Annotated in this window: 18 protein-coding genes; 17 read left to right on the top strand and 1 reads right to left on the bottom strand. The window is 60.3% G+C overall.

What is annotated here, in order from left to right; translation table 11 throughout:
- Positions 1 to 137 precede the first annotated feature (137 nt).
- The 13 genes from AC1DYQ_RS19040 to AC1DYQ_RS18980 all read left to right on the top strand — a co-directional run bounded on the left by AC1DYQ_RS19040 (position 138) and on the right by AC1DYQ_RS18980 (position 14,721).
- The gene (locus tag AC1DYQ_RS19040) at positions 138 to 1,115 is read left to right on the top strand and encodes a LysR family transcriptional regulator (protein WP_477688098.1); all 978 of its coding nucleotides are present in this window, start codon (positions 138 to 140) and stop codon (positions 1,113 to 1,115) included.
- Between the two features lie 47 nt (positions 1,116 to 1,162).
- Complete coding sequence (leuC, locus tag AC1DYQ_RS19035) at positions 1,163 to 2,584, top strand: 3-isopropylmalate dehydratase large subunit (protein ID WP_477657141.1); 1,422 nt, start codon at positions 1,163 to 1,165, stop codon at positions 2,582 to 2,584.
- An 11-nt stretch (positions 2,585 to 2,595) separates the two neighbouring features.
- Positions 2,596 to 3,246, top strand: coding sequence for a 3-isopropylmalate dehydratase small subunit (gene leuD / locus AC1DYQ_RS19030; RefSeq protein ID WP_477688097.1), 651 nt, complete (start codon positions 2,596 to 2,598; stop codon positions 3,244 to 3,246).
- Between the two features lie 68 nt (positions 3,247 to 3,314).
- Positions 3,315 to 4,385, top strand: a complete 1,071-nt coding sequence (gene leuB / locus AC1DYQ_RS19025; RefSeq protein WP_477688096.1) for a 3-isopropylmalate dehydrogenase — start codon at positions 3,315 to 3,317, stop codon at positions 4,383 to 4,385.
- Positions 4,386 to 4,394: 9 nt separating this feature from the next.
- On the top strand, positions 4,395 to 4,892 hold the full coding sequence (locus tag AC1DYQ_RS19020) for a hypothetical protein (protein ID WP_477688095.1): 498 nt from the start codon (positions 4,395 to 4,397) through the stop codon (positions 4,890 to 4,892).
- A gap of 263 nt (positions 4,893 to 5,155) precedes the next feature.
- Positions 5,156 to 6,295: an aspartate-semialdehyde dehydrogenase gene (gene asd / locus AC1DYQ_RS19015; RefSeq protein ID WP_477688094.1), complete on the top strand. Its 1,140-nt coding sequence runs from the start codon at positions 5,156 to 5,158 to the stop codon at positions 6,293 to 6,295.
- Positions 6,296 to 6,548: 253 nt separating this feature from the next.
- The gene (locus AC1DYQ_RS19010) at positions 6,549 to 9,290 is read left to right on the top strand and encodes a FimV/HubP family polar landmark protein (RefSeq protein WP_477688093.1); all 2,742 of its coding nucleotides are present in this window, start codon (positions 6,549 to 6,551) and stop codon (positions 9,288 to 9,290) included.
- 49 nt (positions 9,291 to 9,339) lie between these two features.
- Entirely contained in the window at positions 9,340 to 10,134 is a 795-nt protein-coding gene (truA, locus tag AC1DYQ_RS19005) for a tRNA pseudouridine(38-40) synthase TruA (protein ID WP_477688092.1), read from the top strand.
- A complete protein-coding gene (locus AC1DYQ_RS19000) occupies positions 10,131 to 10,856 on the top strand; it encodes a phosphoribosylanthranilate isomerase (protein ID WP_477688091.1) in 726 nt (241 codons plus the stop codon). The genes truA and AC1DYQ_RS19000 overlap by 4 nt, the downstream gene beginning before the upstream one ends.
- Entirely contained in the window at positions 10,834 to 12,135 is a 1,302-nt protein-coding gene (trpB, locus tag AC1DYQ_RS18995; protein WP_477688090.1) for a tryptophan synthase subunit beta, read from the top strand. The genes AC1DYQ_RS19000 and trpB overlap by 23 nt, the downstream gene beginning before the upstream one ends.
- Entirely contained in the window at positions 12,132 to 12,950 is an 819-nt protein-coding gene (trpA, locus tag AC1DYQ_RS18990) for a tryptophan synthase subunit alpha (RefSeq protein ID WP_477688089.1), read from the top strand. Before trpB ends, trpA begins: the two co-directional genes overlap by 4 nt.
- Before the next feature lie 123 nt (positions 12,951 to 13,073).
- On the top strand, positions 13,074 to 13,946 hold the full coding sequence (accD, locus tag AC1DYQ_RS18985) for an acetyl-CoA carboxylase, carboxyltransferase subunit beta (protein ID WP_477688088.1): 873 nt from the start codon (positions 13,074 to 13,076) through the stop codon (positions 13,944 to 13,946).
- Positions 13,947 to 14,058: 112 nt separating this feature from the next.
- Positions 14,059 to 14,721 carry an LON peptidase substrate-binding domain-containing protein gene (locus AC1DYQ_RS18980; RefSeq protein WP_477688087.1) on the top strand — a complete coding sequence of 221 codons (663 nt, stop codon included), beginning with the start codon at positions 14,059 to 14,061 and terminating at the stop codon, positions 14,719 to 14,721.
- 4 nt (positions 14,722 to 14,725) lie between these two features.
- Here AC1DYQ_RS18980 and AC1DYQ_RS18975 read toward each other — a convergent pair whose 3' ends face one another.
- Positions 14,726 to 16,615 carry a polysaccharide biosynthesis protein gene (locus AC1DYQ_RS18975; RefSeq protein ID WP_477688086.1) on the bottom strand — a complete coding sequence of 630 codons (1,890 nt, stop codon included), beginning with the start codon at positions 16,613 to 16,615 and terminating at the stop codon, positions 14,726 to 14,728.
- A gap of 57 nt (positions 16,616 to 16,672) precedes the next feature.
- On the opposite strand from AC1DYQ_RS18975, the gene pseB reads away from it, so the two are divergent.
- The 4 genes from pseB to AC1DYQ_RS18955 are packed head-to-tail and all read left to right on the top strand — an operon-like array spanning position 16,673 to position 20,298.
- Positions 16,673 to 17,680: a UDP-N-acetylglucosamine 4,6-dehydratase (inverting) gene (gene pseB, locus AC1DYQ_RS18970; protein WP_477688085.1), complete on the top strand. Its 1,008-nt coding sequence runs from the start codon at positions 16,673 to 16,675 to the stop codon at positions 17,678 to 17,680.
- Positions 17,677 to 18,369: a pseudaminic acid cytidylyltransferase gene (gene pseF / locus AC1DYQ_RS18965; RefSeq protein ID WP_477688084.1), complete on the top strand. Its 693-nt coding sequence runs from the start codon at positions 17,677 to 17,679 to the stop codon at positions 18,367 to 18,369. The genes pseB and pseF overlap by 4 nt, the downstream gene beginning before the upstream one ends.
- Before the next feature lie 2 nt (positions 18,370 to 18,371).
- Positions 18,372 to 19,232 carry a dTDP-4-dehydrorhamnose reductase family protein gene (locus AC1DYQ_RS18960; RefSeq protein ID WP_477688083.1) on the top strand — a complete coding sequence of 287 codons (861 nt, stop codon included), beginning with the start codon at positions 18,372 to 18,374 and terminating at the stop codon, positions 19,230 to 19,232.
- Positions 19,219 to 20,298, top strand: coding sequence for an N-acetylneuraminate synthase family protein (locus AC1DYQ_RS18955; RefSeq protein WP_477688082.1), 1,080 nt, complete (start codon positions 19,219 to 19,221; stop codon positions 20,296 to 20,298). Before AC1DYQ_RS18960 ends, AC1DYQ_RS18955 begins: the two co-directional genes overlap by 14 nt.
- Positions 20,299 to 20,303: the final 5 nt, after the last annotated feature.

The following is a 20,303-nucleotide window of genomic DNA, read 5'->3' as shown; positions in this document are numbered from 1 at the left end:
TCCAAAATTTCCGGCGATCTGGGCTGAAAACGCCTCTCGGCAAGCAGGTCATCGCGTTTTGCGATGGCAAAACACCAAGCGTAGTAGCAAAATAGCGCCTACCCATCGTTCAGCACGATGACACTGCGCCCATGCCCATGAAAAGCTCCGAACGCAACTTTGCCCGCCGCATTGACCTGACCTCGCTTCAGCTCTTTGTGGCCGTGTGCGAGCTCGGCAGCATCGGTAAAGCGGCCGAGCGCGAATTCATTGCCGCCTCAGCCGTGAGCAAACGCCTTTCCGACCTCGAAGCCACGCTGGACACGCCGCTGCTGTACCGCCACACCCGCGGTGTTGACCTGACGCCCGCCGGCGAAAGCCTGCTCCACCACGCACGCTCGGTGCTGTTCAGCCTCGAGAAAATGCAGAGCGAGCTCAGCGAATACGCCGACGGTGTGCGCGGCCATGTGCGCGTGCACGCCAGCATCTCGGCCATCGTGCAGTTTTTGCCGGAAGACCTGGGCGCCTTCACCCGTGAGCATTCGGGCATCAAGATCGACCTGGAAGAGCATCTGAGCACCGAGGTGGTCCGCGCGGTGCAGGAAGGCGCGGCCGACCTGGGCATCTGCAATACTGCCGACGGCGCGGGTGACCTGCAGGTACTGCCCTACCGCACCGATAAATTAGTGCTGATTGTGCCAAGAGGCCACGCCCTGTGTGCGCAAGGCGCTATCAAATTTGAAGCAGCACTGGACTACGACCAGGTCGGCCTGCACTCCAACAGCTCGATTTACCTGGCGATGCGCGAGGCGGCCGCCCGGCTGGGCCGCACCATCAAGCTGCGCATCCATGTCACCGGCCTGGACGCCATGTGCCGCATGATCCACAACGGCCTGGGCGTAGGCGTGATGCCGCAGCGCGCCTTTGAGCTCATGCATGGTGTCGGCGAGCTGGAGTCCATCCCGCTGCTGGATGCCTGGGCCGAGCGCCAGATCCAGCTGGTGGCGCGCGACTTTTCCACCCTGCCCCTGACGGCGCGGCTGCTGGTGGAACACCTCACGCAGCCCGCCGCACCGCACACCAGCGCAATCCAACCCGCCAAAACCGCAGCCATGGCTGCGGGTGCAGCGGCCTAAAATCACCCCCTACGACAGACGATAACGAGAGACCACGAAAGAAACCCATGGGACGCACCCTCTACGACAAAATCTGGGACGAGCACGTCGTTCATACCGAAGACGACGGCACGGCCATCCTCTACATCGACCGCCACCTGGTGCACGAAGTCACCAGCCCGCAGGCTTTTGAAGGCCTGCGCGAGGCCGGCCGCAAGGTCTGGCGCATCAGCTCCATCGTCGCCACGGCCGACCACAACACGCCGACCACCGGCTGGGAGCTGGGCTACGACGGCATCACCGACCTGGTGAGCAAGGAACAGATCACCACGCTGGACAGCAACATCAAGGAATTCGGCGCGGCCGCCTTCTTCCCCTTCCTCTCCAAACGCCAGGGCATCGTGCACGTCATCGGCCCCGAAAGCGGCGCCACGCTGCCCGGCATGACGGTGGTCTGTGGTGACTCGCACACCTCCACGCACGGCGCTTTCGGCGCGCTGGCGCATGGCATCGGCACCAGCGAAGTCGAGCACGTGATGGCGACGCAAACCCTGCTGGCCAAAAAAGCCAAAAACATGCTCGTGAAGGTTGAAGGCAAGCTCGCCCCCGGCCTGACGGGCAAGGACATCGTACTGGCCATCATCGGCAAGATCGGCACGGCAGGCGGCACGGGTTACACCATTGAATTCGCCGGCTCGGCGATTCGTGCGCTCAGCATGGAAGGCCGCATGACGGTCTGCAACATGGCGATTGAAGCCGGCGCCCGCGCCGGCCTGGTGGCGGTCGACCAAAAAACCATCGACTACGTCAAGGGCCGTTTGCTTTCGCCCACCGGCGTCGAATGGGACATGGCCGTGAAATACTGGAACACGCTGCACTCTGATGCCGACGCGAAGTTTGACGCCGTCGTCGAGCTCGACGCCAGCCAGATCCTGCCGCAGGTCACCTGGGGCACCTCGCCCGAGATGGTGCTGTCGATTGACGACCGCGTGCCCGACCCCGACAAGGAAAAAGACGCCAACAAGCGCGATGCCATCGAACGCGCACTGAAGTACATGGGCCTGGAGCCCGGCAAGGCGCTGAACGACTTGTACATCGACAAGGTGTTCATTGGTTCCTGCACCAACAGCCGCATCGAGGACATGCGCGAGGCAGCCGCCGTCATCAAGAAGATCGGCCAGAAGGTTGCCAAGAACGTCAAGCTCGCACTGGTCGTTCCGGGCTCAGGCCTGGTCAAGGAACAGGCCGAGCGCGAAGGCCTGGACAAGATTTTTGTGGCCGCCGGCTTTGAATGGCGCGAACCAGGCTGCTCGATGTGCCTGGCCATGAACGCTGACCGGCTGGAGCCGGGCGAGCGCTGCGCATCGACATCCAACCGCAACTTCGAAGGCCGGCAAGGCGCTGGCGGGCGTACGCATTTGGTCAGCCCGGCCATGGCCGCGGCGGCGGCAGTGCACGGTCACTTCGTTGACATCAGAAAATTCTCTTAAAGAGCCGCACCATGCAGAAATTCACCGTACACAAGGGCCTCGTCGCCCCGATGGACCGCGAGAACGTCGACACCGACGCCATCATCCCCAAGCAGTTCCTCAAGTCCATCCGCAAGACGGGCTTTGGCCCCAACCTGTTTGACGAATGGCGCTACCTGGACGCGGGCTTTCCCGGCCAGGACCCGGCCACACGCAAGCCCAACCCCGACTTCGTGCTGAACCAGCCGCGTTATGCCGGCGCCTCCATCCTGCTGGCGCGCAAGAACTTCGGCTGCGGCTCCTCCCGCGAACACGCGCCCTGGGCGCTGGACCAATACGGTTTTCGCGCCATCATCGCGCCCAGCTATGCCGACATCTTCTTCAACAACAGCTTCAAGAACGGCTTGCTGCCCATCGTGCTGCCCGAAGCGCAGGTGGCCCAGCTGTTCGACGAAGCGCTGGCCTTCCCCGGCTACCAGCTCACGGTCGACCTTGAACGGCAAGTGATCGTCAAGCCGCAGGGTGAAGAACTGCCGTTCGACGTGCAGGCTTTCCGCAAGTACTGCCTGCTCAACGGCCTGGACGACATTGGCCTGACCTTGCGCCAAAGCGACAAGATCAAGGCCTTTGAAGCCGAGCGCCTGGCAACCAAACCCTGGCTGAACCACACGGTGGCGGGCTAAATTAACAACAAAATCGCGCTCCAGCCCAATAAGGTCGGGCGCAAGCAGCTATAAAAAAGATAGTAAAAATGAAAATCGCAATCCTCCCTGGTGACGGCATCGGCACCGAAATCGTCGCTGAAGCCGTCAAGGTATTGAAGGCGCTCGACCTGAAGTTTGAAACCGAAAGCGCACTGGTCGGCGGCGCAGCATACGAGGCCCATGGCCATCCCTTGCCCGAAAGCACGCTCAAATTAGCCAAGGAAGCTGACGCCGTGCTGTTTGGCGCGGTCGGCGACTGGAAATACGACACGCTGGACCGGCCGTTGCGGCCCGAGCAGGCCATCCTGGGCCTGCGCAAAAACCTTGGCCTGTTTGCCAACTTCCGTCCGGCGATTTGTTATGCCCAGCTGGTAGATGCTTCCAGCCTCAAGCGCGAGCTGGTGTCAGGCCTGGACATCCTCATCATCCGCGAGCTGACCGGCGACATCTACTTCGGTCAGCCCCGAGGCCGGCGCGTCTCACCCGACGGGCATTTCCCCGGATCAGAAGAAGCTTTTGACACCATGCGCTACTCGCGTCCCGAGATCGAACGCATCGCCCACGTCGCCTTCCAGGCTGCCCGCAAGCGTGACAAGCGCGTCACCAGCGTCGACAAGGCCAACGTGCTGGAAACCTTCCAGCTCTGGAAAGACGTGGTCACCGAAGTCGGCAAGCAGTATCCCGACGTCGCGCTGGACCACATGTATGTGGACAACGCCGCGATGCAGCTGGTGAAGGCGCCCAAGAAGTTTGACGTGGTCGTCACCGGCAACATGTTCGGCGACATCCTGTCTGATGCCGCCGCCATGCTCACCGGCTCCATCGGCATGCTGCCTTCGGCCAGCCTGAACGACAAAAACCAGGGCCTGTACGAGCCCAGCCACGGCAGCGCACCCGACATTGCCGGCAAAGGCGTGGCCAATCCGCTGGCCACCATCCTGAGCGCGGCCATGATGCTGCGCTTCAGCCTGAACCAGCCCGAAGCCGCCGCCCGCATCGAAAAAGCCGTGGACGCCGTGTTGAGCCAGGGCCTGCGCACGCCTGACATCTATAGCGAAGGCACGACGAAGGTCGGCACTGTTGAGATGGGCGATGCGGTGGTCAGCGCCTTGAAGTAACGACAAAGAATGTCGCATCTTCAAAAAATCCTCGTAGCTACCCTGCTGGTCATGCTGGCAGGGTGTGCTTCTGGCCCCAAGTATGCAAAAAGCAGATTGCCGGGGCAGGCCTGTATCGACGACGATGCCAGCCATGCAAATATGAGCTTTACCCCAACACAAGGCAGCATGAGCATCCAGGCAGTGGACGGCACCCCAGTGGGAAGCAATGACATGCCCGTCTGCCTTGCGCCGGGGAAGCACAAGTTCAAGGTAAACGTTCAAACTGATTTCAGAAAAGCAAACGGCGATATTGAACTTGATCTCAAGGCAAACTCGTCCTACTGGCTTCGTGCCAGGCTGGAGGGATCATTTGGCTTTGGCGGGGCATTTGAATTCCAGTTGATTGATGCCACCGGAAATAAAAGGGACATCATTACGACAATGACCCTGCCTGCTGAAGCCCAAACCTTTCAATTCCTTTACCTCCCGGGCGGTGCGGTTCCAGTCTTGATTCTTCCCAAATAGAGTGATTTAAATTTCGGCAAAAAGCTGCTCCCGCACCCCTCTTCCACCAGGAAAGCCATATCGGCTAAAATTTCCACATGTTTAAAAACCCCGCATCCACCCGCTTTGTCGCCGCTTTGCGCGCGATTGGCGCTGCGCCGGTTTTTATCCAGATCACCAAAACGACCACCATTAAAGGCTAGCAAGCCTGGTTCGTCGTGCCCTGCCGGCTCGATGAGCCGGGCCAAAAAGCCTTATTTTTGACTTTTTGAAGGGCAGTTCCAATGAAACTCAAAGGCAACCTCACAGGACTCGTCGGCTGGCGCGGCATGGTCGGCTCGGTCCTGATCGACCGCATGCAGGCCGAAGGCGACTTCGACCTGATCGAGCCGGTTTTCTTCTCGACCTCCAACGCCGGCGGCAAGGCCCCGGCCCAGGCCAGGAACGAAACCACGCTGAAAAACGCCTTCGACATTGAAGCCCTGAAGAAGTGCGACATCATCATCACCGCCCAGGGCGGCGATTACACCTCCGAGGTTTTCCCCAAGTTGCGTGCAGCCGGCTGGAACGGCCACTGGATTGACGCCGCCTCCACGCTGCGCATGAACGACGACGCCATCATCATCCTGGATCCGGTTAATCTCCCGGTCATCCAGAACGCCATGGCCAAGGGCGGCAAGAACTGGATTGGCGGCAACTGCACGGTGAGCTGCATGCTGATGGGCGTGGGTGCGCTGTACAAGGCGGGCCTCGTCGAATGGATGACCAGCATGACCTACCAGGCGGCGTCCGGCGGCGGCGCCCAGCACATGCGCGAGCTGCTGACGCAATATGGCACGCTCAATAGCGAAGTCCGCGCCTTGCTGGACGATCCCAAATCAGCCATCCTGGAAATCGACCGCCGCGTGCTGGCCAAACAGCAATCACTGAATAGCGATGAGACGGCCAATTTCGGCGTGCCGCTAGGTGGCTCGCTGATCCCCTGGATCGACAAGGACCTGGGTAACGGCATGAGCAGGGAAGAATGGAAGGGCGGCGCAGAAACCAACAAGATTCTGGGCCAGGGCGCTGGTTTCGGCACGGCCGAAACGCCGGTCGACGGCTTCTGTGTGCGCATAGGCGCGATGCGCTGCCACAGTCAGGCCCTGACCTTCAAGCTGAAGAAGGACGTGCCGCTGGCCGATATCGAGGCCATGATCGCCGCAGACAACCAGTGGGTCAAAGTTGTACCCAACACACGCGAGGCCTCCATCAAGGACCTCACACCAGTCGCCGTGACGGGCACCATGCAGATTCCGGTGGGTCGCCTGCGCAAACTGGCCATGGGTCCCGACTACCTCGGTGCCTTCACCGTGGGCGATCAGTTGCTCTGGGGTGCGGCCGAACCGCTGCGCCGCATGCTCCGTATACTGCTTCAGGGGTGAATAATTCGGGGTGAGCGGTTGCCAACATGCGGCCGCTCATCCGTAACCACTTGTTTCCGTGCGTTGTCGTCTGACAACATCCTGAACATGTAAGTTGATGCTAACTCGATGTGTCAAAACTTAAGTGGTGTCTTAGCTTGTCAGCCTAATGCCTTGATGTTAAGGTTGTTTTTCGAAAATTCGCATCGAGGTTTTTGTGCGCTTAAGCAGAATAAAGTTACATGCAGACCGAGCACTGGAGGCTCCCAACCCCATGAATAAACGCGGTCGTTGGCGTATTGGCGCCCTGGCGAGTGCCATTGCATTGCTGGGCAGCCTGGCAAGTCTTGAAGCCCATGCGCTTGCGCTGGGCCGGATCACCGTTCAATCGGCACTGGGTGAACCCCTTCGCGCCGAAATCGAGATCACGGACCTCAAGCCCGATGAAGCAGCCAGCCTTCGAGCCGGTGTTGCACCGGCAGAAGCCTTCAAGGCAGCAGGCATGGAATACGGCACGGTGGTCACCGGCGTCGAAGTCAGCCTGCAACGCCGGACGGACGGACGGTCTTTCCTGCGATTGAGCAGCAACCGCCCCGTTACTGAGCCTTTCGTGGACCTCATCCTGGAGGCCAATTGGTCGAACGGGCGAATTACACGCGACTACACCATGCTGTTTGACCCGCCGGCCCTGCGGTCCGGCAGTAGCGGCACAGCAGCTGCGCCAACTGCACCTGTGCTGTCGCGCCCCGGTTCGCCCAATGCCGCGCCGCCCGCCAAAGGCATTTCGTCCATCCCCTATTCCCCGTCAGGCCCCGGCTCCAGTGCTACCAGGCCCGCCCCCGTAGCCAAGGCACCTGCGGCAAAGGCGGAAAAAGCCCCCGCCGGCGACACGCAGGTCACCGTCAAATCCGGTGACACCGCAGGCAAAATCGCTGCCCAGAACAAGCCGTCCAGTATTTCACTGGACCAGATGCTGGTCGCCTTGCTCCGAAGCAACCCGGATGCCTTCATCGGCGGCAATGTCAACCGCATCAAGTCCGGCGCCGTGCTGGACATCCCGACCGCCGAATCGGCCGGCGCCGTCTCCCCCGGCGAAGCTACCCAGACCATCGTCGCGCAAAGCAAGGACTTCAACACTTTCCGCCGAAAACTCGCAGAAGGCGTGCCGGCGGCACAGGTAGCCGGCGCAGACCGCCAGGCCGGCGGCAAGGTAGAAGCCAAGGTGGAAGACCGGGCACCTGCCAGCACCACCCCCGACAAGCTCACCCTGTCCAAGGGAGCCGTCAAGGGCAAGGCAGCGACAGCCGCCGAAGAAAAGATTGCCAAGGAACGGCAAGCCAAAGAAGCCTCGACACGGGTCGCGGAGCTGTCCAAAAATATCAACGAGCTCAACAAACTCGGAAGCGGTCCGGCAGCGGCACCCGCGGTCAGCGCGGCCAGCGCGGCCAAAACGCCAGGTGTGGCTGTTCCAGCCCCGTCCAGCGTCACGGTGCCCGCGGCGGCTCCGGCAGCTTCGGCGCCTTCCATCGCCGCATCATCGGCAACCTCCACCAAAGCAGCCGCTACAGCCACACAGGCGGCCAGCGCAGCAGCAGTTGGCACGACGCCTGCGGTTGCCATGGCACCCGCCTCTGCAGCCTCAGCGACGGCCGCAAGCGCCGAGCCGCTTGTAGCGGCTTCACAACCAGCCCCTGCGGCCAGTGAACCCGCCGCTCCGGTCGCAGCCGCTCCAGTAGCGCCCAAAAAGCCGGTTGTTGCGCCACCGCCGCCGCCACCTGAACCCAGCCTGCTCGACGAACTGATGGAGAACCCCCTGGTATTGCCGGGCGTAGGCCTTCTGGTCGCGTTGCTCGCCGGATTCGGCTTTTACCGGTACCGCCAGCGTGCCGGCGGGGCCCAGGTTGACAGCTCTTTCCTTGAAAGCAGGTTGCAGCCCGATTCTTTTTTCGGCGCCAGCGGCGGCCAAAGAATTGACACGAATGAAGGCAACGCCACGGGCTCATCCCTGGTGTATTCGCCCAGTCAATTGGACGCCGCTGGCGACGTAGACCCCGTAGCCGAAGCCGATGTGTACCTCGCTTATGGACGCGACCTGCAAGCGGAAGAAATCCTCAAGGAGGCGATGCGCACCAGCCCCATGCGCGTGGCAATTCACGCCAAGCTGATGGAAATCTATGCAAAACGCCGCGACGGCAAGGCATTTGAAACTGTCGCCATCGAAGCCTTCAACCTGACCCACGGCAATGGCCCGGAATGGGCGTACATCACCGAGATGGGCCGCGAGCTCGACCCTTCGAACCCGATGTACCAGCCTGGCGGACAGCCCGCCGGCACAGCCTCTGCCGCCGGGACATCGGCGTTCAGCCCGGGCGGTACCGTGGCCATGGTGGCTCAACCGGTCAATGTCCCTGCGCCAACACCCGCCGTGGACGTTGATCTTGACCTGGATTTCTCACTCGGTGATGAGCCTGATACAGCCACAACCCCTGCGGCAATATCAGCGCCCGTTGCACCAAAACCAGTTGCCCCGCCCGTTGCCAAGAAACCGGAACCCGCCGCCCTGAACATGGATTTCAGCAGCGCAACGGTTGCCATGCCTGCGGCCACGCCACCGGCACCTGCTGCGGCCAAGCCCGCCGAAGCTGCCCCCGAGATTTCCTTTCTGTCCGAAGGCCTGAACTTCGAACCCGAGCCGTTCGTCCCGCCAGCCAAACCGGTCCCGCCGGTCAAGGCTGCTCCGGCCCCGGCCCCGGCAGTAGCCGACAGCGGCATGCTGGAATTCGACCTGGGCGCGCTTTCACTTGACCTGAATGGCCCAACAACGGAGAGTCCCGCTCCTGAGTTTGAAGTATCTTCTTCGTCGGATGACCCGCTTGAAACCAAGTTCATGCTGGCCGAAGAATTCCGCTCGCTGGGCGACACTGACGGTGCCCGCTCGCTGGCCGAAGAAGTGCTGGCCGAAGCCAGCGGCCCGCTGAAAGTCAAGGCGCAGGCGTTCCTGAACGCCTTGGCGTGAGCGCAGCCTGAACGCACCGCGTTCACTGCGCGCCGGCCGGGGTTCAACCGTGAGGATTGCCCTCGGCGTCAGCTACAGCGGTAGTGCTTATGAGGGCTGGCAAAGCCAGCTCTCGGGCAATACCGTGCAAGACAAGCTCGAGCTGGCTTTGGCCAAGTTTGCTGCCCAGCCAATCCGTACCCTCTGCTGCGGGCGCACTGACGCTGGCGTGCATGCGCTGATGCAGGTCGTGCACTTTGACACGCCGCTGCAGCGCGACATTGCCTCATGGGTGCGCGGCACCAACACCTTTTTGCCCGGTGACATCGCAGTGCAATGGGCACGCGAGGTTCCCGACGAATTCCATTGCCGCGGCAGCGCCATCGCACGCAGGTACGCCTACGTGGTGCTGGAATCGCCGGTGCGGCCCAGCGTGGAAGCCGGGCGTGTCGGCTGGGTGTACCGGCCACTGGACGGCGCTGCGATGCGACAGGCCGTCACGCACCTCATTGGCGAGCACGATTTCAGCTCTTTCCGGGCTGCGCAGTGCCAAGCCAAGTCTCCCGTCAAAACCATCAGCCGGATCGACATTTCCGAGCGCGCGGGTCATGGGTCCAAATATTGGCGCTTCGAGTTCGAGGCCAACGCCTTTTTGCACCACATGATCCGCAACATCATGGGCTGCCTGGTCGCAGTCGGCCAGGGCAACTATCCGCCGGGCTGGCTGGCCGAGGTAAGAGACGCGCGCAGCAGGGATGTTGCGGCGCCCACCTTTTCACCAGATGGCCTGTACTTCCTGGGACCGATTTACGAAGACCACTACGGCCTCCCAAATCGCACAGCAGCCTATGATTGGTTGCCATGACACCCACCACCCGCACCCGAATCAAGATCTGCGGCCTCACCCGTGAGGAAGACGTGGATACAGCCGTGGCGGCCGGAGCCGATGCGGTCGGCTTTGTGATGTACGAGGCCAGCCCACGTTACGTGACGGCCGGACGCGCTGCCGAGCTGGCTCGGCGCCTGCCCCCCTTTGTCACACCGGTGCTGCTTTTTGTGAATGCGCCTGCTACAAAAGTCATAGCTACATGTGCAGGCATACCAACGGCTTTACTGCAATTTCATGGTGATGAAACACCCGAAACCTGCCTGGAGGCGGGCCGGCCCTTCATGCGCGCCGCACGCATCCCATTAGGTGAAGAAAACACTGAAAACACGCCGAAAACCCCTGCCGGCTTCGATCTCGTAAAATACGCACAAGACTTCAAGGCCGCACAAGCCATCCTGCTCGACGCTCATGTCGAAGGTTATGGCGGCGGCGGGAAAACATTCAATTGGTCACTTCTTCCTCCAAACGTCAACGCTCACCTCGTTTTGTCTGGTGGATTGACGCCTGCAAACGTGATCGATGGCATTTTGCAAGTCAGGCCGCGTTGCACAACGCTGGCCGTTGATGTCAGTTCGGGCGTCGAGATTTCCAAGGGAATCAAAAGCGCCGACAAGATCAACCAGTTTGTAGCGGCCGTTCGCGCCGCCGACGAACTACTTGCAAAGAGTCTTAACCATGTACGAGTACCACCAGCCTGACGTTTCAGGCCATTTCGGAATTTACGGCGGCAGTTTTGTTTCAGAAACCCTGACGCATGCCATCAACGAGCTCAAAGACGCTTACGCCAAATACCAGCACGACCCGGAGTTCCTCGCTGAATTCCACTCCGAGCTGGCGCATTTCGTAGGCCGCCCCTCTCCGATCTACCATGCCGCACGCATGAGCCGTGAACAGGGGGGCGCGCAGATTTACCTCAAACGCGAAGACCTCAACCATACCGGCGCGCACAAGATCAACAACACCATAGGCCAAGCCATGCTGGCACGCCGCATGGGCAAGCCGCGTGTCATCGCCGAAACCGGCGCCGGCCAGCACGGTGTGGCCACGGCCACCATCTGCGCGCGCTACGGCCTCGAATGCGTGGTCTACATGGGCAGCGAAGACGTCAAGCGCCAAAGCCCTAATGTCTACCGAATGAACCTCCTGGGCGCCACCGTGGTGCCGGTCGAAAGCGGCAGCAAGACGCTCAAAGACGCGCTCAACGAAGCCATGCGCGACTGGGTTGCCAACGTGGACAACACCTTCTACATCATCGGCACGGTGGCGGGCCCCCACCCCTACCCCATGATGGTTCGCGACTTCCAGAGCGTGATCGGCACGGAATGCCTGCAGCAGATGCCGGAGTTCATCGGCACCAAACAACCCGACGCAGTGATCGCCTGCGTGGGCGGCGGCAGCAATGCCATGGGCATCTTCCATCCCTACATCCAGCACGCCAAAACCCGCCTGATCGGCGTCGAGGCTGCCGGTGAAGGCCTGGACAGCGGCAAGCACTCGGCGTCGCTGCAGCGGGGCTTGCCCGGCGTGCTGCACGGCAACCGCACCTATGTGCTGCAAAACGACGATGGCCAGGTCACTGAAACACACAGCATCAGCGCGGGCCTCGACTACCCGGGTGTCGGCCCCGAGCATGCCTTCCTCAAAGACATCGGCCGTGCCGAATACGTCGGCATCACCGACACCGAAGCGCTGGAAGCCTTTCACTACCTGTGCCGCACCGAAGGCATCATCCCGGCGCTTGAATCCAGCCATGCCGTGGCCTGCGCGATGAAGATGGCGCGCACCATGCGTCCTGACCAGAGCCTGCTCGTGAATCTCTCGGGCCGGGGCGACAAGGACATCGGAACCGTGGCGGATCTCTCAGGCGCTGAGTTTTACGACCGGCCTTCCATGCGCGGCTTTTCCGTCAAGGGCGGCGCGGCTTCGGCCGCATCGTTCGACGCCAGCGGCGCCAAGGGCAGCGGGGTGCAATCATGAGCCGCATAGCCACTACTTTCTCCGCGCTGAAGAGCCAGGGCCGCAAAGCCTTGATTCCTTATGTCACGGCAGGCTTTCCCTTTGCCGACATCACCCCCGAGCTGATGCACAGCATGGTGGCCGGCGGCGCCGACGTCATTGAGCTGGGCGTGCCTTTTTCCGACCCGAGCGCCGATGGTCCGGTCATCCAGAAGGCCGGTGAAAAGGCCTTGTCCCTTGGTATCGGCCTGGCTCAGGTGCTGGAGATGGTGCGCCAGTTCCGCACCAAAGACAGCACCACTCCCGTGGTGTTGATGGGTTACGCCAACCCGGTTGAGCGCTATGACATCAAGCATGGCGGCAGCAAAACCGAAAGCGCCTTTATCCGCGATGCCGCGCAGGCCGGCGTGGACGGCGTGCTCATCGTTGACTACCCGCCTGAAGAGTGCGTGGAATTCGCCGCCCGGCTGCGCGTCCACGGTATGGACCTGATCTTTCTGCTGGCCCCCACCAGCACCGATGCACGCATGGCCCAGGTGGCCGAAGTCGCCAGCGGCTACGTGTATTACGTGTCGCTCAAGGGCGTAACAGGCGCCGGCACGCTGGACGTGGACGCCGTGGAAGCCATGCTACCGCGCATCCGCAAGCATGTGAACGTGCCCGTGGGCGTGGGCTTCGGCATCCGCGACGCTGCCACAGCCAAAGCCATCGGCAAGGTGGCCGACGCCGTCGTGATCGGCAGCAAGATCATCCAGCTGATTGAAAACCAGCCGCGTGACAAGGTGGCGACGGTCGCCCATGACTTTTTGAAAGAAATCCGTACTGCTTTAGGCTGACTTTCGGTGCCTCTTTTACTGGGTGAAACCGGCGCATAATTGCGCTTTTCGCCCGGCAAAAAGCCCAAAAGGCATTGAAGCGATAGGCGCCCAGGCGCTGCACGACACAACAAGGACTGACACATGTCTTGGTTAGAAAAACTCCTCCCGCCCAAAATCAGCCCCACTGACCCGACCGAGCGCCGCAGTGTGCCCGAAGGCCTTTGGATCAAATGCCCGAGTTGCGAGGCCGTGCTCTACAAGACCGACCTGGAGAAAAACCAGAATGTCTGCCCGCAGTGCAGCCACCACCACCGCATAGGGGCACGCGCCCGGCTGGACGCCTTTCTGGACCCCGAAGGCCGCTATGAACTCGGCCAGGAAGTGCTGCCCGTAGACGCCCTCAAGTTCAAGGACAGCCGCAAGTACCCTGAGCGCCTGAAAGAAGCCCTCGAAAACACCCAGGAAACCGACGCACTGGTGGTGATGGGCGGCGCCGTTCACAGCATCGGCGTGGTGGTCGCCTGCTTTGAGTTTGACTTCATGGGCGGCAGCATGGGCAGCGTGGTGGGCGAGCGCTTTGTGCGCGGCGTGCATGCGGCCATTGAGCAAAAAGTGCCCTTCATCTGCTTTACCGCCACCGGCGGCGCACGCATGCAGGAAGGCCTGCTAAGCCTGATGCAAATGGCCAAAACCAATGCATCGCTGACCCGCCTGGCCAAAAAAGGCCTGCCCTACATCAGCGTGCTGACCGACCCGACCATGGGCGGTGTGAGCGCCGGCTTTGCTTTCGTGGGCGACATCGTGATCGCCGAGCCCAAGGCCCTGATCGGTTTTGCCGGCCCGCGCGTCATTGAGTCCACCGTGCGCGTCACGCTGCCTGAAGGCTTTCAGCGCGCCGAGTTTTTGCAGACCAAAGGCGCGGTTGACCTAATCTGCGATCGCAGGGAACTGCGCAGGACCGTGGCCAATTCCCTGGCCATGCTGCTGCGCCAACCGGCTGATGCCGTCAGCTGAGAACCTCCCCTCGAAAAGCCCCTGGAGCAAAGCGTATTAGACGCACGAGAAGTTCACCGCTCGGGTCACATGGGATGATGTGGTTCACCGCACTCCAAAGCACGATGAGACCATGCCAGAAGCCTTGACGCTGAGCTCCCTCCCCCTCTTCCCGCTGGGTGCGGTGCTGTACCCCGGCGGCGTGCTGCCGCTGCGCATCTTTGAGGTCCGCTACCTTGACATGATCGGCAAATGCCACAAGGCCGGCGCGCCTTTCGGCGTTGTCTCGCTCACCGAAGGCTCCGAGGTGCGCCGGCCCGCCGATGCCGGAGCTCCCACGGGCGACGGCTTTGCAAACGAGGCCTTCAGCACCGTGGGCACCCTGGCCACCATCACTGAATTTTCCATCCCCCAGCCGGGCCTGATGGTCATACGCTGCACCGGTGCACAGCGCTTTGAAATCACCCGCCGCGAAAAACTCAGGCATGGCCTGTGGATTGCCGACGTCACCCGGCTCCAGGACGACCAGCCCGTCGCGGTTCCGCCCGACCTGCAGGGCACCGCCGACGCGCTGGGCAGTTTGATCAAAAGCCTGCAGGTGCGCGACATACCGCAGGCCCAGATGCCGCTGCTGGTGCCCTACCGGCTGGACGATTGCGGCTGGGTGTCCAACCGCTGGTGCGAGCTGTTACCCATCCCGCTGGAGCTCAAGCAGCGCCTGATGGCGCTGGACAACCCCTTGATGAGGCTGGAGCTGGTGAGCGACATTCTGGAACGCACAGGAATTTCGCTGTAGGATCTCAATAGATTTGGGGGCGATATTCCGGCAAGTGGCTGCAGAGCCAAGCCCGAAGATCGCTACTCAGAGGCGACGGACCCGCCTTAGCGATCCAATCCGTTACGCTTTCAATGGCAACCGCTTGACGCCCCGATATCTTGGCAATGCGCAGTTTGGGATGGGGTGTCGGTTCGGTAGTCTCGTCATCAGCCAATAATTCCTCATAAAGCTTTTCTCCCGGTCGCAAGCCGGTAAATGCGAGAGGGATATCCTGTTCAGTCTTTCCGGAAAGTCGAATCATCATGCGCGCGAGATCGGCGATCTTGACCGGCTCACCCATGTCCAGCACGTATATTTGCCCGCTTTTTCCCATTAGCCCAGCCTGCAGCACAAGCTGGGCCGCCTCCGGTATGGTCATGAAATAGCGCACGATATCAGGATGGGTGACAGTGATCGGCCCTCCCCGTGCAATCTGCTCCGTAAATAGTGGAACAACCGAACCACTGGAACCAAGCACATTGCCAAAACGGACGGAAACAAATTGGGTTGTTGAGTGATCCAATGCAACCCCCCCCACGACCAGTTCGGCCATGCGTTTGGTTGCACCCATGATATTGGTCGGATTGACCGCCTTGTCCGTAGAAATCAGTACAAACCGCGCAGCGCCGCATTCGCCAGCGACTTTCGCCACATTCAAAGTCCCCAAAATATTGGTGCGGACCGCTTCGATTTCATTGTGATACTCCATCAATGGCACATGTTTATAGGCCGCGGCATGGAACACCACAGATGGTTTGTACAGCACCGCGATAGCGCGTATGCGCTCGATCTCGCGCACATTTGCCGTATAGTAAAGACCCTGCATTTGGGGATAGGCCTGCCGCAAATCCTGTTCCAGCTTGTAAATCGCAATCTCGGAAGAGTCTATGCACACCATTCGCGCGACGCCGAGCCGCGCGATCTGGCGGCACAATTCAGAGCCAATAGACCCCCCCGCACCCGAAATCATCACCGTCTTACCGGAAAAAAGCTCTGCGAGGGTTTTGACGTCGAGTTGTACCGAATCCCGACCCAACAAATCCTCGAGTTCGATTTTTCTGACGGCATTGTCTCCACCTCCAAGCCATTCGTCAGCCCGCGGCATTGTCAGTAAAGGCAGTCCGGCTGCGCTAGCTTGAAGCATCAGGGCTTGCCGTCCCAGTGTTCCCTGTGGGCAAGCAATCAACGCTGCTTTGGCATCAGTGGTCTTGACAATATCTGCAATGTTTTCGGCCACTCCCAAAACTGGAATCTGGTGCACATAACGTCCCTGCTCGGACATTAGCGGCGACACGATACCGACCGGATACCATTGCCGCGACTGACGCAACGCGTTAAATGCTGACGAGGCATTTTGCATGGTACCGACTATAAGAATAGGGTTGGCACCGATGATTGAATGCTTCTGCTCAAAAAGCATCCGCCAACCAACGCGTGTTCCACCAAGCAGCATCAACACCAAAATCGGATGCAATAGCAGCACCGAACGCGGAAAACTGGGTAAGCGCAGCATAAGTACGATGGCAGCTGTCAGCAACGAACCGACGACGCAGGCCATCATCAATCGTCGTAGCTCAGGAATGCCCGTGTAACGCCAGACATGGCGATACAGGCCTCCAAACATCAGGGGGATACCGTAGCCAACAACGACCAGAGCGTAACTGCTGCGGATTAGAGCGTCAAAGTCCTCTGGAATATCGAGGTTGAAGCGAAACCAGAATGCCAACCACCAGCTGACCAGCAAAAACGCTACATCAAACGAAAGCATGGAAAGGCTGGCAGAGTGATAGTTTATTTTTTTCACGCTTTTAATTCCGAGGCGATAAAAACCGCAGGCGCCCAGCGGCCATTCATATAATGGCCAGGACTTCATACATTGTGCTCGTACCCGCTATCTTCCTGAGCTAGGGAGCATTTATCCGGCCATCCTATGCTGAACAACAAATCCATTCTAATTACCGGCGGCACGGGGTCGTTCGGCAAAGCTTTTGTGCGAACAGTGCTGGAGCGCTACCCCGAGGTACGCCGCCTGGTGATCTTTTCGCGCGACGAACTCAAGCAATACGAAATGCAGCAGGTATTTTCGGAACGCCAGTATCCAGCCCTTCGGTATTTTATTGGCGACGTCCGTGACGAGTCGCGTCTTACTCGAGCGCTGGAGGGCATCGACATCGTGGTTCACGCTGCGGCACTCAAACAAGTGCCAGCCGCCGAATACAACCCCTTTGAATGTATTAAGACCAATGTACTTGGCGCACAAAATCTGATCGAAGCTTGCTTCTCCAACGGCGTTCAACGCGTTGTGGCGCTATCGACCGACAAGGCTGCGGCGCCGATCAACCTATATGGAGCGACCAAGCTTTGCTCCGATAAGCTATTCACGGCTGCAAACAACATACGCGGCAACCGCGACATACGATTGTCAGTTGTGCGCTACGGGAATGTAATGGGAAGCCGGGGTTCTGTAATTCCTTTTTTCCTCGAGCGGCGTAAAACCGGCGTTCTGCCAATAACCGATGAACGTATGACCCGTTTTAACATCTCCCTACAGGAAGGTGTCGATATGGTGCTGTGGTCACTTGAGAATGCCTGGGGTGGCGAAGTACTCGTTCCCAAGATACCGTCCTATCGCATTACGGATGTGGCCACGGCGATTGCGCCCGAATGCCGTCAGGAGATAGTCGGGATTCGGCCCGGTGAGAAGATCCATGAAGAAATGATCACGTCGAGCGACGGTCCGAATACGGTCGACATTGGCCGTTATTACGCAATTCTGCCTTCGGCCGGCGCTTTCTCGATCGAGTCCTATTGCGAGGCTTTCAAGGCCAGCAGGGTTCTCCCCGGTTTTGCTTACGACAGCGGCAGCAACCCTGACTACCTCAGTGTAGATCAGCTTAGACGATTGATCGGAGAACAGGTTGGGAAGATCGAGGCATGAAAATCGCCATTATTCCCGCGCGTGGCGGCAGTAAACGCATTCCACGCAAAAACATCAAGCCGTTCTATGGCACGCCAATGATCGCGCGCACGATATCCTCTGCACTACAAAGCGGCCTGTTCGAGCATGTGGTGGTCTCGACTGACGACGCCGAAATTCTGGCGATTGCACGTTCGGCCGGAGCCGAAGCGCCGTTCACACGGCCAGCCGAGCTCGCTGATGATTTCACGCCGACCGTACCGGTGATCGCCCATGCGGTGCAGGCCTGCAGGGATTATGGCTGGCAAGTCGAACATGCATGCTGCATCTACCCCTGCGTGCCGCTGCTCAGCGGCGAAGACATGGCTCGCGCGTTACGCCTTTGCCTGGAGCGCGACGCCGACTTCGTGTACCCGGTGACCGAATATGCGCACCCGATCCAGCGTGCTATGCGCCGGCTCGACAGCGGGCAGATGACATTTTTCAGTCCGGAACACGAAATGACGCGAACCCAGGATCTCGAGAAGAGTTTTCACGACGCCGGCCAGTTTTACTGGGGCAAGGCCGCAGCCTGGTTGGCGCACAAAAAAATGCATACGGCAGGGCTTGGGCTGCCGATTCCACACTGGCGCGTCGTCGATATAGACTCTGAAGACGACTGGCGCCGCGCTGAACTGATTTACCAGGCTCTCGGCTCCAGTCTGCGTTGACGATGAAGATATTGGTGCTAGGCGCAAGTGGCATGCTCGGTACCTGTCTCGTGCCGCACCTGACGGCGCACGGCCACAGCGTTGGCAGCCACGGCCGATGTGGCGCGATGGCCGCCGATCTGGGCGACGCGGTCGCGACCTTGGCGCTGATGCGCCGGGTTTCTCCGGAAGTGGTCATTAACTTAGCCGGATTGACCGACGTAGACCGCTGCGAGACGCATCCACAGGAAGCCTGGCGGGCCAATGTCCTGGGCGCGGAAAATGCCGCAGCCGCTAGCACAGCAGTCGGCGCGCACCTGATCCATATCTCGACAGACCAAGTCTACAACCGCGATCCTTCGAGCGATGAGAGCCAGGCTTGCCCCGGTAACTACTATGCGATGAGCAAGTACGCAGGCGAACTGGCTGCGCTGGGCGCAGATGCAACCGTGCTGCGAAGTAATTTTTTTGGCCTGAGCCGGCATCCGACCCGGCGCAGCTTGACTGACTGGCTATTCGATGCGCTGAGTGAAGGCCGGCCGCTGCAGGTATTCGACGACGTACGCTTTTCTCCCTTGTCGATGGCCACCCTTTGCGAGATGATTGCAATTGTCGCGTCGCAGCGTAAGCACGGTGTCTTCAATCTGGGCTCGCATGGAGGCATGAGCAAGGCGGACTTTGCGTTCGCGTTCGCCACTGCTCTCGGCCTGCCGACCGCAGCGATGAGCCGGAGCCTTGCTGCCAATGCGACCTTTCTAAAAGCTTGGCGGCCCAAAGCAATGTGCATGGACAGCCGTCGTTTCGAAGAGATCTTTGGCCAAGCCTTACCTAACCTCGGATCCGAGATTCAACTCGCCGCAAAGGATTACCGTGAGCTTCACTGAAAACACCCTCAATATCAACGGCAAGGCGATTGGCAAGGGCTTCCCAACCTACTTTATCGCCGACATCGCAGCCAATCACGACGGCGATCTCAAGCGCGCAAAGGACCTGATACATCTTTGTGCCGAGGCCGGTGCCGATGCCGCCAAGTTCCAACACTTCACCGCCGCAACGATTGTCAGTGACCACGGTTTTCGGAGTCTGGGCGGGGACCAGTCGCACCAGGCAAGCTGGAAAAAATCGGTGTTCGAGGTCTACAAGGACGCGAGCGTGAGCCTCGACTGGACTGAGACGCTCAAGGAAACCTGCGACCAGGCTGGCATCGCTTTTTTCACGAGCCCCTATTCGATGGCGCTGGTCGAGCATATCGACCCCTTCGTGCCGGCCTACAAGATCGGCTCGGGCGACATCACCTGGACCGCGATGGTCGAATACATCGCTCGCAAGGGCAAGCCCTATATCCTGGCCACTGGTGCATCAACCTTCGACGACGTGCACCGCGCGGTGTCGGCCGGACTCGCGATCAATCCACAGATGTGCCTGATGCAATGTAATACCAACTACACGGCCAGCCTCGAGAACTTCCATTACATCAAGCTCAACGTGCTGAACGCCTACCGTTCCATGTACCCAGACCTTGTGCTCGGCCTGAGTGACCACACACCCGGCCACGCGACGGTGCTCGGCGCCGTGACGCTAGGTGCGCGCATGATCGAAAAACATTTCACCGACGACATCGGCAGGATTGGTCCCGACCACAAGTTCTCGATGGACCCTCGCAGCTGGCGTGAGATGGTCGAGCGCACGCGCGAGCTTGAGAACGCGCTTGGTGACGGCGTCAAGGTGGTCGAACCCAACGAGCGCCAGACAGTCGTACTGCAGCGCCGTGCGATCCGCGCGAAAGCTGCGCTGGGCGCTGGCGCGCTCCTCACGGATGCCGACCTTGAGGTATTGCGGCCCTGCCCGGCCGATGCCATCCCACCCTACCACCTGTCCGAATTGCTTGGACGCAAGCTGCGCCACGACGTTGCCGCCGGAGGCCACCTGAAGTGGACCGATCTCGAATAGCCCTT

This window comes from Polaromonas sp. P1_F4 (assembly GCF_056405675.1).
Note: the sequence above shows the minus strand (reverse complement) of the source record. Positions and strands in the feature narration are given on the sequence as shown.

Bases quoted from the DNA above. Each gene is read 5' to 3' on its own strand.
- AC1DYQ_RS18960 (WP_477688083.1), top strand. From the start codon at position 18,372: ATGAAGATATTGGTGCTAGGCGCAAGTGGCATGCTCGGTACCTGTCTC.
- AC1DYQ_RS19010 (WP_477688093.1), top strand. From the start codon at position 6,549: ATGAATAAACGCGGTCGTTGGCGTATTGGCGCCCTGGCGAGTGCCATT.
- asd (WP_477688094.1), top strand. From the start codon at position 5,156: ATGAAACTCAAAGGCAACCTCACAGGACTCGTCGGCTGGCGCGGCATG.
- AC1DYQ_RS19040 (WP_477688098.1), top strand. From the start codon at position 138: ATGAAAAGCTCCGAACGCAACTTTGCCCGCCGCATTGACCTGACCTCG.
- trpB (WP_477688090.1), top strand. From the start codon at position 10,834: ATGTACGAGTACCACCAGCCTGACGTTTCAGGCCATTTCGGAATTTAC.
- leuD (WP_477688097.1), top strand. From the start codon at position 2,596: ATGCAGAAATTCACCGTACACAAGGGCCTCGTCGCCCCGATGGACCGC.
- AC1DYQ_RS18980 (WP_477688087.1), top strand. From the start codon at position 14,059: ATGCCAGAAGCCTTGACGCTGAGCTCCCTCCCCCTCTTCCCGCTGGGT.
- leuB (WP_477688096.1), top strand. From the start codon at position 3,315: ATGAAAATCGCAATCCTCCCTGGTGACGGCATCGGCACCGAAATCGTC.
- pseB (WP_477688085.1), top strand. From the start codon at position 16,673: ATGCTGAACAACAAATCCATTCTAATTACCGGCGGCACGGGGTCGTTC.
- AC1DYQ_RS18975 (WP_477688086.1), bottom strand. From the start codon at position 16,615: ATGAAGTCCTGGCCATTATATGAATGGCCGCTGGGCGCCTGCGGTTTT.
- accD (WP_477688088.1), top strand. From the start codon at position 13,074: ATGTCTTGGTTAGAAAAACTCCTCCCGCCCAAAATCAGCCCCACTGAC.
- trpA (WP_477688089.1), top strand. From the start codon at position 12,132: ATGAGCCGCATAGCCACTACTTTCTCCGCGCTGAAGAGCCAGGGCCGC.
- AC1DYQ_RS19020 (WP_477688095.1), top strand. From the start codon at position 4,395: ATGTCGCATCTTCAAAAAATCCTCGTAGCTACCCTGCTGGTCATGCTG.
- AC1DYQ_RS19000 (WP_477688091.1), top strand. From the start codon at position 10,131: ATGACACCCACCACCCGCACCCGAATCAAGATCTGCGGCCTCACCCGT.
- pseF (WP_477688084.1), top strand. From the start codon at position 17,677: ATGAAAATCGCCATTATTCCCGCGCGTGGCGGCAGTAAACGCATTCCA.
- leuC (WP_477657141.1), top strand. From the start codon at position 1,163: ATGGGACGCACCCTCTACGACAAAATCTGGGACGAGCACGTCGTTCAT.